Source organism: Stenotrophomonas thermophila (assembly GCF_001499715.1).
GTDB classification, from domain to species: Bacteria; Pseudomonadota; Gammaproteobacteria; order Xanthomonadales; family Xanthomonadaceae; genus Stenotrophomonas; species Stenotrophomonas hibiscicola.
Window position 1 is genome coordinate 107638 of the sequence record NZ_CVIW01000023.1, and the last position, 13122, is coordinate 120759.

Below are 13122 nucleotides of genomic sequence, written 5' to 3' on the forward strand. Positions count from 1 at the left end.
GATGCCAACCTGGGGCGGCATGGATCCAGAAGCGGCAGCAAAAAAGGCCCCGGATCGCTCCGGGGCCTTTCTCGTTTCAGCGCACCGCCGGATCAACGATCCGGACGGTGTGCTGCATCCGCGTCGCGCTGGCGCTCCATGAACTCCTTGGACGGTTCATCCAGCTTGTCGCCCAGCATGCGGCGCACGACCACGAAGAACACCGGGATCATCAACAGGCCGAGCAGGGTGGCGAACAGCATGCCGCCGATCACGCCGGTACCGATGGCATGGCGGGAGTTGGCGCCTGCGCCGGTGGAGATCGCCATCGGGATCACGCCCATGATGAACGCGAACGAGGTCATCAGGATCGGGCGGAAACGCAGGCGCGCCGCTTCGATGGTGGCATCACGCAGGTTCTTGCCTGCTGCGCGCTGCTCCACCGCGAACTCCACGATCAGGATGGCGTTCTTCGCCGCCAGGCCGATCACGGTGATCAGGCCGATCTTGAAGAACAGATCGTTGGGCAGGCCGCGCAGCATCGACAGGCCGAGGGCACCCAGCACGCCCAGCGGCACCACCAACAGCACCGCCACCGGGATCGACCAGCTTTCATACAGGGCGGCCAGGCACAGGAACACCACCACGATCGACAGTACCAGCAGCAGGGTCGCCGCGTTGCCGGCCAGGATTTCCTGGTAGGACATGCCGGACCAGTCGTAGCCGAAGCCGGCCGGGAGGTCGTCGTTGACGATGCTCTCCATGGTCTGCATCGCTTCGCCCGAGCTGGTGCCCGGGGCCTGCGAGCCGACGATGTTGATCGCCGAATAGCCGTTGTAGCGGCTCAGCGACGGCGGTGCCGACACCCATTCGGACTTGACCACCGTGTTCAACGGGATCATCGCGTTGGTGCCATCGGCGTTCTGGGTCAGGCTGGACGGGCTGTAGAAGCTCTTCAGCGATTCCTGGCCAGTGCGGTACGGACCATCGGCCTGCATGGTCACGCGCTTGATGCGGCCTTCGTAGAAGAAGTCGTTGACGTACACCGGGGCCAGCATCAGCTGGATGGTGCTGTACACGTCCGACACTGACATGCCCATCGACTGTGCCTGCACACGGTCCACGTGCAGCTGCAGCTGAGGGGCGTTCTCCAGCCCGTTCGGACGCACGCCAACGAGTGCTTCAGGCTTCTGCGCGGCCTGGCCCAGCAGGATGTTGCGCGCCTGTGTCAACTGTTCGTAGCCGGCACCACTGCGGTCCTGCAGCCACATGTCAAAGCCACCGAACTGGCCCAGGCCCTGCACGGTGGGCAGGTTGACCACGAAGATCTGCGCTTCCTTGATGCCGTAGAACGCGCCGTTCATGTTCTGGATGAACTCGGGCGCGGTGAACTTGCGTTCCTCCCACGGCTTCAGGCGGATGAAGCCCATGCCCACGTTCTCGCCGGAACCGACGAAGCTGAAGCCGGCCACCTGCAGCATGCCTTCATAGCCATCCTGCTTTTCCAGGATGCCACGCATCTGCGCGAACACTTCGTTGGTCTGGCCCTTGGTCGAGCCCGGCGGCAGCTGCACGATCGCCAGCGCATAGCCCTGGTCTTCTTCCGGCAGGAAGCTGCCCGGCATGCGGGTGAACAGGAATCCACACAGCGCGGTGAGCACCACGAACAGGATCATCCAGCGCGGCGCATGGCGCACCGCAGAGGTGATGTGGCCCACATAGGTGTGGCTGATCTTGTCGTAGTACTTGTTGAAGGTGCGGTAGACGATGTTCGGGTTGTCGTTGTGCGTCGGCTTGAGGAAGGTCGCGCACAGCGCCGGCGTGAAGCCCAGGGCCAGGAACGCCGAGAATGCCATCGAGATGGCGATGGTCAGCGCGAACTGCTTGTAGATCTCACCGGCGGCACCGCCCTGCAGGGCGGAGGGGATGAACACCGCGGCCAGCACGACGGTGATCGCCACCACCGCACCGGTGATCTGGGTCATCGCTTTCTGCGTGGCCGGCTTGGGCGCCAGGCCCTCCTCGGTCATGATGCGTTCGACGTTCTCGATCACCACGATCGCGTCGTCGACCACGATTCCGATCGCCAGCACCATCGCAAACAGCGTCAGCTGGTTGATCGTGAAGCCGATCATCCACATGCCCAGGAAGGTACCGAGCAGGGCGACCGGGATCACCAGGGTCGGGATCAGGGTGGCGCGGAAGTTCTGCAGGAAGATCAGCATCACCAGGAACACCAGCAAGACCGCTTCAAACAGAGTCTTGACCACTTCCTGGATCGAGATCTTGACGAAGGTGGTGCTGTCGTACGGCGAGAACCAGGTCACCCCGGACGGGAAGCTGGGCTGCAGCTCGTCCATCTTGGCGCGCACCGCTTCGGCCACGTTCAGGGCATTGGCGCCCGGCAGCAGCTGGATGGCGAAGGCGCCGGTCGGCTTGCCGTTGTACTGGGTGTCGAAGCCGTAGTTGTTGGCACCGAAGGCGACGCGGGCGATGTCCTTCAGCAGCACGCGCGAACCGTCAGCGTTGGCGCGCAGGATGATGTTCTCGAATTCCTGCGGCGAGCTGAAGCGGCCTTCGGCCGAGACCGTGGCGGTGAAGTGCTGGCCTTCCGGCGACGGGTCCGAACCCAGCGCACCGGCGGCGAACTGCACGTTCTGCGCACGTACCGCGGCCAGTACCTGGCTGGCCGACAGGCCGTAGCCCTGCATCTTTTCCGGGTTCAGCCAGATGTTCATGGCGTACTCGGAACCGAACTGCTGGGTGCTGCCGACGCCGGGGATGCGCGAGACCTGGTCGAGCACGCGCGAACCGACGATGTCGTTCAGGGCGTCACGGTTGATGGTCGGGGTATCGGACTGCAGCGCCACCACCATCAGGAAGCCGGCGTTGGCCTTGGCCACCACCACGCCCTGCTGGGTCACTTCCGAGGGCAGGCGTGGCGTGGCCAGCGAGACCTTGTTCTGCACCTGCACCTGGGCGATGTCCGGATCGGTACCGGTCTCGAAGGTCAGGGTGATCTGTGCACGGCCGTTGGAGGCGGACGAGGAGCTGAAGTACAGCAGGTGATCGATGCCGGTCAGCTGCTGCTCGATCACCTGGGTGACCGACTTTTCCGTGGTATCGGCGCTGGCGCCCGGGTAGGTCGCCGAGACGGTGACCTGCGGCGGGGCGATGTTGGGATAGGACTCCACGCCCAGGTTGAGGATCGCGATCACGCCGCTGAGCGAGATCAGGATCGCAACCACCCAGGCGAAGACTGGATGTTCGATGAAAAATTTAGGCATGACGGAAGGTTCCCGTTACTGCTTGTTCGAATCGGTGGCGGCCGGCTTGGCCGCATCGGCCTGCTCGGGCTTGGCAGCGTCGGCCGGTGCCTTGCCTGCGGCCGGTGCCGCGCCCGCCGGAGCGGCCCCGCCTGCGGCAGGCTTGCCGTTGGCGTCCTGCCCCGGGGTCCACGGCTTGGCCACCGCCGGTGCACCTTCCTTGACCTTCTGCACGCCGGCCACGATCACCTTGTCACCGGCGGCCAGGCCGTCGCTGACCAGCCAGTTGCCGTTCTGCGCGCCATCGGTCTTCACGTTCTTGCGCACGACCTTGCCGTCGGCGCCGACCACCATCACGTAGCCGCCGGTGGTATCGCGCAGCAGGGCCTGCTGCGGTACCAGGTAGGCGTTGTTGCGCTCGCCCAGGTTGGCCTGGAAGCTGACGAAGGCACCTGGCAGCAGGATCTGCTGCGGGTTCGGCAGCACAGCGCGCAATGACACTGCACCGGTGGCCGGGTCGACCGTAGTGGAGGAGAAGTCCAGCGTGCCCGGCTCGCTGTAGGTGCTGCCATCGGCCAGCTTCACTGCCACCGTCGCCTTGCCGTCGCCGGACAGCGCCAGCGCGCCCTTGGCCTGCTGCGCGCGCAGCTGGGTCAATTCGTCCACGCTCAGCGAGAAGTTCACGTACAGCGGGTCGAGCTGATCGACGGTGGTCAGCAGGGTCACATCGCCCTGGCCGACCAGCGCGCCCTCGGTGACCTGCTGCTTGTTGGCCACGCCACTGATCGGCGCGGTCACTTCGGCGTAACCCAGGTTGATCCGCGAGGAGGTCACGGCGGCTTCGGCCTGCTTGACCGCGGCCAGCGCGGTGCGCTCGGCCGATTCGGCGTTGTCCAGGTCGGACTTGGAGACGAACTGCTGCGGGGCCAGCGAGCGTGCGCGGTCGGCGGCGACCTTGGCGTTGGCGTAGGTCGCGCGGGCCGAGGCCAGCTGGGCCTCGGAGGCGTTGAGCGAGGCACGCAGCGGCGCCGGGTCGATCAGGAACAGGGTCTGGCCCTGCTTGACCTGCGAGCCTTCCTGGTAGACGCGCTTGAGTAGCACGCCGGGCACGCGTGCGCGGACGTCGGCACTGCGGAACGGCGACAGGCGGCCGACCAGCTCGCGCTGCAGCGGCAGGGTCTGCGGCCTGGCGTCGATCACGCCCACCTCCGGCGGCGGGGGCGTCTGCTGTTCCGGCTTCTTGCAGGCAGCCAGCGCGACAGCAACGGCGCACGTCAAGGCAAGGGTGCGGAGTGGGGCGGTCATCAGGAAGAACTCCGGGGTTGGTTTGTAGACGGGGCCGGCGACGGCTGAGGCGCGAAGGCGCGCAGGAAGCTGTCGACGGAGAACTCTGCCCAGCGCCGACGCAAGAGCGCGTCATCACGGTGGGGGGTATGGAAGCGCTGTTTGTCGAAATCCTGACCGGCGATCATGCTCAGCAGCAGCTCGGCCATGAAGTGCGGGTCGTCATGCCGGAGCTGGCCCTGCATGCAAACGGTTTCAATCCATTCAGCAAGATGAAGCGTCAGTGCGCCGGCGCCATGCCGGTACAGGGTACGCGCCTCTTCGGGAAACTGGGCCGCGTCGGAGGCGATCAGCCGGCAGGCCTGGCCCACGTGCGGTTGGTTGAAGTGCTCCAGGAAGTCGGTGGCGAACTGGAGCAGGCTGGCACGCAGGTCGTCAGTGCGGAGTGCACGAACCATGGCGCCGGTAGCGTGGCCGACGTGGCGCTGCATTACCCGGCGCAGCAGTTGCTGCTTGCTGCCGTAGCGCGAGTAGAGGGTCTGCTTGGAACAGCCGGCATGCTGGGCCACCGCGTCCATGCTCATCTGCATGCCCTGCTGGGCCAGCAGTTCGCGCACGGCATCGAACACGCGCTCATCGCGTGCGTCGAGGGCAACGGGAAGGTAGGCCGGGTTCACGCGGTGGACTATACCGTCCAGTTCAGGATTGTGGAATCGAATCGGCGTCGCCGCGTGTGTCTTCCGGTAACACGCTTTGCCGATCCTGTCGGCAGTGCTGAAGCCGGCGCCATCTCCATACCGGAGCGAACTGAATAGGCGTCTAAACCGCAGCAAACCCGGATCTGCTTATTCCGTCCTGCAGCAAGGCCTTTTCGTGCGGTAGGGCTACAATTTCATTTTCCCAACTGAGCAAGCGCATCGCTCTGCCATGAAACCGCAAAAAACCGCAGCCAAGACCGTGAAAAACAAGACGAAACCAGCAGAGTCGGAGGTCGCAGTGACCGCTGGTTTCTCCCTGGAGCCGGTGTACACGGCCTTGCGCAAGCGCTACCCCGCGGCCGCACAGGCCGAAGCAGTGGCCTTCGCCACTGACTTCTACAAGCGCATGGAGTCGGACGAGTTCCCGCACCACAGCGCTGAAGAGTGGGCCGCTCTCGCGGCCGAGACGCTGGAATTCGCCCGGGCCCGCAAGGCTGGCAAGGCCAACGTCCGCGTGTTCAATCCGACCGCGAAGGCCAACGGTTGGGAATCGCCGCATACCGTGCTGCAGATCGTCAACGACGACATGCCGTTCCTGGTCGATACCGTCACCATGTCGCTGGCCGAGCAGGGCGTGGGGGTCCACGTGCTGGGCCACCCGGTACTGCGTTTCACCCGCGACAAGGCCGGCAAGCTGGTCAAGGTCGGCGAAGGTGATGCCGAGTCGGTGATGCTGCTGGAGATCGACCGCCAGCCGGCCGTTGCAATGGCTGCCATCGAGCAGGCCATCAACAAGGCGCTGGATGAAGTGCGTGCGATCGTGCGCGACTGGCAGCCGATGAAGGACAAGGCGCTGGCACTGGCCGACGACCTGGGCAGCCGCCAGCTGCCGGTCGACGACGCGTCGCGCAAGGAAGCACAGGAGTTCCTGCGCTGGGCCGCTGACAACCACTTCACCTTCTTCGGCTACCGCGAGTACCGCGTCGAGAAGCAGGGCAAGGAAGAGGTGCTGGCGCCGCTGAACGACACCGGCCTGGGCCTGATGCGCGGCAAGGACAAGTCCGCCGCCCGTCCGGTCAAGACCCTGGCCGCGCAGGGCCTGAACACCACGTCCGGTTTGAAGGACGCGCTGATCCTGACCAAGACCAATGCCCGTTCGCGCGTGCACCGCGCCGGTTACATGGACTACATCGGCGTGCTGGAATTTGACGCCAAGGGCAAGATCATCGGCGAGCAGCGTTTCCTCGGCCTGTTCACCTCCAGCGCCTACAACCGTCGCCCGTGGGAAATCCCGCTGGTGCGCCAGCGCCACGAGCACGTGATGAAGCAGTCCGGCCTGGCCCCGGCCAGCCACAGTGGCAAGGCCCTGCGCCATATCCTGGAAACCCTGCCGCGCGAAGAACTGTTCCAGTCCAGCGAGGACGAACTGTTCCGCACCGCGATGGGCGTGCTGGGCCTGCAGGAACGCGTGCGCAGCCGCCTGTTCCTGCGCCGCGACAAGTACAGCCGTTTCATCTCCGCGCTGGTCTACCTGCCGCGCGAGCGCTTCAACACCGACGTGCGCCTGCGCATCGAAGCGATGCTGAAGGACGCGCTCCACGGCGAGTTCGTCGACAGCTCGGTGGTGCTGGGCGAATCGCCGCTGGCCCAGGTGCACCTGATCGTGCGCCCGAAGCCGGGTGAAATGCTCGACGTCGATACCGCCGAACTGGAGCAGAAGCTGGCCCAGGTCCTGCGCAACTGGCAGGACGACCTGCGCGAGGCGCTGGTGGCCCGCCATGGCGAGACCGAAGGCCTGCGCATCGCCGCCCGCATCGGCAAGGCGCTGCCGGCCGGTTACATCGAAGACAACAGCACGGCTGTTGCGGCCAACGATGTCAGCCAGCTTGATGCCCTGACCGGCCCGGACGACCTGCGCCTGAGCCTGCAGGCCGTGCCGCGCGAAAGCGGTGATGGCCTGCGCCTGAAGCTGTATCGCCAGCTGGACGACATCCCGCTGTCGGACGCGCTGCCGATGATGGAAAACATGGGCCTGCGCGTGATCGCCGAGCGTCCGTACCGCCTGTCGGTCGACAACGCCCCGGTGTACGTGCAGGACTTCGAGGTCGAATCGACCGCCGGCGCGATCGATGCCGCCAGCGTCGATGAAGCCTTCGGCGAGACCTTTGCCCGCGTCTGGCACGGCGATGCCGAGAACGACGGCTTCAACCGCCTGGTGCTGGCTGCCGGCCTGCACTGGCGCCAGGTCGCCATGCTGCGTGGCTACTGCAAGTACCTGCTGCAGACCGGCGTGCCGTTCTCGCAGGCCTACGTGGAAGGCACCTTCGCGCGCTACCCGCTGCTGGCCCGACTGCTGGTCGAGCTGTTCGAAGCGCGCTTCGATCCGGCTACCGGCCACGAGAGCAAGGACGACATCGCCGCCGGCCAGGCCCAGCTGAAGGCCCACTTCGATGTGCTGGCTGCTGGCGACGACGCCACCCTGAAGGTGCTCAAGACCGTGGTCGACGCCCGCAAGGGTGACCGCGACGCGCAGATGCAGGCCGCGCGCGATGCGCTGCTGAAGCTGATGGACCGTGTGTCCAGCCTGGACGAGGACCGCATCCTGCGCTCGTTCATGGGCGTGATCGACGCGACCCTGCGCACCAGCTACTACCAGACCGATGCCAACGGCCAGCACGGCCATGTCATCAGCTTCAAGTTTGATTCGGCGCTGGTGCCGGACCTGCCGAAGCCGCGCCCGTACCGCGAGATCTTCGTCTACGGCCCGCGCGTGGAAGGTACCCACCTGCGCTTCGGCGCGGTCGCCCGTGGCGGCCTGCGCTGGTCGGACCGTCGTGAGGACTTCCGTACCGAAGTACTGGGCCTGGTCAAGGCACAGATGGTCAAGAACACCGTCATCGTGCCGGTCGGCGCGAAGGGCGGCTTCTTCGCCAAGACCCCGCCGGTGAACGGCGACCGTGATGCGATCTTCGCCAACGGCGTGGCCTGCTACAAGCTGTTCATCCAGGGCCTGCTGGACATCACCGACAACATCGTCAACAACAAGATCGTGCCGCCGGTGGATGTCGTGCGCCACGACATGGACGATCCGTACCTGGTGGTGGCGGCCGACAAGGGCACCGCGACCTTCTCCGACATCGCCAACGGCCTGGCCATCGCGCACGGCTTCTGGATGGGCGATGCGTTCGCTTCGGGTGGCTCGGTGGGTTACGACCACAAGGGCATGGGCATCACCGCACGCGGCGCGTGGGAATCGGTCAAGCGCCACTTCCGCGCCCTGGGCCGTGACAGCCAGAGCCAGGACTTCACCGCAGTCGGTGTCGGCGACATGTCCGGCGACGTGTTCGGCAACGGCATGCTGCTGTCGCGCCACATCCGCCTGGTGGCTGCATTCGACCACCGCCACATCTTCCTGGACCCGAACCCGGACGCGGCCACGTCGTTCGTCGAGCGCGAACGCCTGTTCACCCTGCCGCGTTCCAGCTGGGCTGATTACGACACCAAGCTGATCAGCAAGGGCGGCGGCGTGTACCCGCGCAGCCTCAAGTCGATCGAGATCACCCCGCAGGTGCGCGAAGCGCTGGGTTTGGACGAGAACGTCAAGGCGCTGTCGCCGAACGATCTGATGAGCGCGATCCTGAAGGCTCCGGTCGACCTGTTGTGGAATGGCGGCATCGGTACCTACGTCAAGGCCGCCAGCGAGCAGCACAGCGATGTCGGCGACCGCGCCAACAACGCGCTGCGCGTGAACGGTGGCGAGCTGCGCTGCAAGGTGGTGGGCGAGGGCGGCAACCTGGGCATGACCCAGCTGGGCCGCATCGAAGCCGCCCAGGCCGGCGTGCTGCTCAACACCGACTTCATCGACAACTCGGCCGGTGTGGACACCTCCGACCACGAAGTCAACATCAAGATCCTGCTCAACGATGTGGTGCGGGCCAAGAAGCTGACCGTCGAGCAGCGCAACAAGCTGCTGGCCTCGATGACCGATGAAGTCGCCGAGCTGGTGCTCAACGACAACTACCGCCAGAACCAGGCGCTGAGCCTGATGGAGCGGATGGCGGTCAAGCGCCTGGGTTCCAAGCAGCACTTCATCCGTACCCTGGAACAGCAGGGCCTGCTGGATCGCCAGATCGAGTTCCTGCCGTCCGACGCCGAGCTGTCCCAGCGCAAGGCACGCGGCCAGGGCCTGACCCGCCCGGAACTGTCGGTGCTGCTGTCCTACTCGAAGCTGGTGGCGTTCGCCCAGCTGCTGGAATCGGACATCCCGGAAGATCCGTACCTGTCCAAGGAACTGCAGCGTTACTTCCCGACCCCGCTGCAGAAGAAGTACGCCGACGCGATGGAGCGTCACCGCCTGAAGCGCGAAATCATCGCCACGGCCGTGACCAACCAGACCATCAACCGCATGGGCGCCACCTTCCTGATGCGCATGCAGGAAGACACCGGCCGTTCCATCGCCGAAGTCGCCAAGGCCTACACCATCAGCCGCGAAACGCTGGATGCGCGCGCGCTGTGGGCGCAGATCGATGCACTCGACGGCAAGGTGCCGGAGTCGGTGCAGATCGACGCACTGGAAGTGATCTGGAAGCTGCAGCGTTCGTTCGTGCGTTGGCTGCTGTCGCGCCCGGGCGCGATGCCGGGCATCACCGAAGCGGTCAACCGCTACCAGGGTCCGTTCAACGACATCCGCGTTGCCTCGGGTGTGCTGCCGGATTCGCAGCGTCCGACCTACGAAGCCCTGGTGGCCGAGTGGAAGGAAAAGGGCCTGCCGTCCGCGCTGGCGCAGCAGCTGGCCGAACTGCACTTCCTGGAGCCGGCGTTCGACATCATCGAACTGGCCCGCACCCGCAAGCTGAAGCCGGTGGACGTGTCCAAGGTCCACTTCCGCCTGGGCGATGCCCTGCAGCTGCCGTGGCTGTTCGAGCAGGTCGATGCGCTGGAGGTCAACGGTCGTTGGCACGCCGTGGCACGTGGCGTGCTGCGTGACGAGCTGGCCGCCAACCACCGCAACCTGGCCGGCCAGGTGCTGGGCACCAAGGGCAGCAGCGCGGAGGCCAAGGTCGCAGCCTGGATGAGCCGTGACGACAACAGCCTGCGCTTCACCCTGGCGATGCTGGCCGAACTGGCCGAGCAGAAGACCCTGGACTACCCGACCGTTTCGGTCGCGGTGCAGCGCCTGGGCCAGCTGGCGGCACACGGCGCGTAAGTGAAGTAGTGCCAGGCCATGCCTGGCATGCGTGAACCGGAACGGCCCCGCGAAAGCGGGGCCGTTTTGTTTTTGCTTTCTCTTCTACGATCACTGACCCGACGCCGGCCGTGAACCTGCCAGGTGGATGACCGGCATATCCGCCGGGACCGTGAGCGCCATGGATGGCGCGATCGAGCCCCCAGGGATGGGTTTACGGCGTGTCCCGGCGGATATGCCGGTCATCTGCCCCACGGGGTCCAACTCCCGGCGCTCGGTTATGCTCTCCATCAAACCCACCCGGATCCACCGATGAGCGACACCCCCCGCATCGCTTTCCTGGCCAGCACCGCCGAGCCCGCGCAGATGGCCCGCGCGGCGATGATCTCGCGTTATGGCGATCACGCGCCGGAGCAGGCCGACGTGCTGTGCCCGCTGGGGGGCGACGGCTTCATGCTGCAGACCCTGCATCGGCATGGGCACCTGGGCAAGCCGGTGTTCGGCATGAAGCTGGGCACGGTCGGCTTCCTGATGAACCAGTACCGTGGAGACGACGACGTGCAGGCCCGCATCGCACGCGCAGAACCGGCCAACCTGCGCCCGCTGGAAATGGTGGCGCTGACCGAGTCCGGCACCAGTACCGGCTCGCTGGCCTACAACGACGTTTCGCTCCTGCGCCAGACCCGGCAGGCCGCGCATATCGGCATCGACCTCAACGGCCAGGAGCGCGTGGCCGAACTGATCGGCGACGGCGTGCTGGTGGCCACCCCGGCCGGCAGCACCGCCTACAACTATTCCGCGCATGGTCCGGTGCTGCCGCTGGGCTCGCACACCATCGCGCTGACGCCGTTGGCCCCGTACCGGCCGCGGCGCTGGCGCGGCGCGATCCTGAAGGCCGATACCGAAGTGCGCTTCCGCGTGCTCGATCCGTACAAGCGCCCGGTCAGCGTGACTGCCGACTCGCACGAGACCCGCGACGTGGTCGAGGTGACCATCCGTGAGTCGAAGGACCGCCGCGTGACCCTGCTGTTCGACCCGGAGCACAACCTGGAAGACCGGATCCTGAGCGAACAGTTCGTTTTTTGAGGACAATGGGCAGCCGGCCGTGCCGACCGCTTGAAGGACCCCCACCGATGGGCGACAACTCCCCCCGTTTGCTGACCGTCGCGGTGACCTCGCGCGCGCTCTTCGACCTCGAGGAAAGCCACGCGCTGTTCGAGAGCGATGGCGTGGCGGCCTATGCCGAATTCCAGCGCCAGCACGAGGACGATATCCTCGGCCCCGGCGTGGCCTTCCCGGTGGTGCGCAAGCTGCTGGCTTTGAACCAGGGGGCCAGCCCGGAGAATCCTCGCGTCGAGGTGATCCTGCTGTCGCGCAACTCGGCCGATACCGGCCTGCGCATCTTCAATTCGATCCAGCACTACGGCCTGGGCATCATCCGCGCGACCTTTACCGCCGGTGAGCCGACCTGGCCGTACGTGAAGCCGTTCGGCACCGACCTGTTCCTGTCGGCCAACCCCGAATCGGTGCGCAGCGCGCTGCGCCATGGCATCGCGGCGGCGACCATCCTGCCCAAGCCGCCTGGCGAGACCGCAGCCGCAGCGGCCGACCAGATCGACATCGGTCGCCCTGCCGGGCAGCTGCGCATCGCCTTTGACGGTGACGCGGTGATCTTTGGTGACGAGAGTGAACGCATTTCGCGCGAGCAGGGCGTGGAAGCCTTTGGCCGCCATGAGCGCGAACGGGCCCGCGAGCCGCTCAGCGGCGGTCCGTTCCGTGGCTTCCTGTCAGCGCTGCACACGCTGCAGGAAGTATTCCCTGCCGGCGAGAGCGCGCCGATCCGTACCGCACTGGTGACTGCGCGTTCGGCGCCGGCCCATGAGCGGGTGATCCGCACCCTGCGCGAGTGGGGCGTGCGCCTGGACGAAGCGCTGTTCCTCGGCGGCCGGCACAAGGGGCCGTTCCTGCAGGCGTTCGGCGCCGACATCTTCTTCGACGATTCGCAGCACAACATCGACAGCGCCCGCGAGCATGTGGCTGCCGGCCACGTACCGCACGGCGTCGCCAACGAGGGGTGAAACCATGCCGGGTGGGTGCCAACCGTTGGTTGGCACTGCCGTTACCGGTCAATGCGCGACCGACATCCCCAGCTGCAGATCCACTACCTTCCAGCGCAGCCCCTGCGGCTCCAGTACCACCTTCATCGGCGGCTGGCCGGGACCGCGATCGACATCGATCACGAAGCGGTCCAGCGCTTCGAAATGGTGTTCGGCATTCTTCAACGGTCGCGCCGGTTCGGTCGGGCCGAAGGCATCGCCGCCCTGCAGTTCATTGCGGCCGCGCTTCCACAGCACGTGGCCCTGCAGCATCGCGCCGATCCCGGTGGGGGTCACCATGGTGTCCACCGCGGCACCGCCCAGCTGGTCGCCCAGCCCGTACAGCAGGGCACCGAAGGGACTGGCCGCCACGTCCGGGCCGGCCTGGCGCACCAGGTAGTCATTGAGCTGCGCGCGCAGGCTGCTGCGCACGCGCGGGAAATCGACGTAGCGTTCCAGGCGCGCGGTGTCGCGCTGCTCGATGGCCTTGGAAAGGCCATTGACGGTCAGGTAGGGGCCGCCGAACCACCAGGCCGCCAGGGCCAGGACCAGCAGCACAACCAGTGCGGAGAGTTTCTTCATGGCGGACAGACTGCCGCAACGGCGGCAGTGCC

Annotated in this window: 7 protein-coding genes; 3 read left to right on the plus strand and 4 right to left on the minus strand. The window is 66.2% G+C overall.

From position 1 onward, the window contains the following. Nucleotides 1-92: 92 nt before the first annotated feature. Genes BN1263_RS11610 through BN1263_RS11620 form a run of 3 tightly spaced genes read right to left on the minus strand, consistent with a single transcriptional unit; the run spans nt 93 to nt 5206 of the window. Nucleotides 93-3266: a multidrug efflux RND transporter permease subunit gene (locus BN1263_RS11610; RefSeq protein ID WP_058981283.1), complete on the minus strand. Its 3174-nt coding sequence runs from the start codon at nt 3264-3266 to the stop codon at nt 93-95. Between the two features lie 15 nt (nt 3267-3281). Then, nucleotides 3282-4550: an efflux RND transporter periplasmic adaptor subunit gene (locus BN1263_RS11615; protein WP_058981285.1), complete on the minus strand. Its 1269-nt coding sequence runs from the start codon at nt 4548-4550 to the stop codon at nt 3282-3284. Beyond that, nucleotides 4550-5206, minus strand: a complete 657-nt coding sequence (locus BN1263_RS11620; protein ID WP_058981287.1) for a TetR/AcrR family transcriptional regulator — start codon at nt 5204-5206, stop codon at nt 4550-4552. The genes BN1263_RS11615 and BN1263_RS11620 overlap by 1 nt, the downstream gene beginning before the upstream one ends. A 250-nt stretch (nt 5207-5456) precedes the next feature. Here BN1263_RS11620 and BN1263_RS11625 point away from each other — a divergent pair, with 250 nt between their 5' ends. From BN1263_RS11625 to BN1263_RS11640, 3 genes are all read left to right on the plus strand, one after another. Further along, nucleotides 5457-10433 carry an NAD-glutamate dehydrogenase gene (locus BN1263_RS11625; protein WP_058981289.1) on the plus strand — a complete coding sequence of 1659 codons (4977 nt, stop codon included), beginning with the start codon at nt 5457-5459 and terminating at the stop codon, nt 10431-10433. 291 nt (nt 10434-10724) lie between these two features. After that, nucleotides 10725-11498: an NAD kinase gene (locus tag BN1263_RS11635; RefSeq protein ID WP_005410243.1), complete on the plus strand. Its 774-nt coding sequence runs from the start codon at nt 10725-10727 to the stop codon at nt 11496-11498. Between the two features lie 47 nt (nt 11499-11545). Next, complete coding sequence (locus tag BN1263_RS11640) at nt 11546-12490, plus strand: 5'-nucleotidase (RefSeq protein WP_019660382.1); 945 nt, start codon at nt 11546-11548, stop codon at nt 12488-12490. 48 nt (nt 12491-12538) lie between these two features. Here the strand turns inward: BN1263_RS11640 and BN1263_RS11645 are convergent, their stop codons facing one another. Next, a complete protein-coding gene (locus BN1263_RS11645; protein ID WP_058981293.1) occupies nt 12539-13090 on the minus strand; it encodes a DUF2939 domain-containing protein in 552 nt (183 codons plus the stop codon). Nucleotides 13091-13122 lie beyond the last annotated feature (32 nt).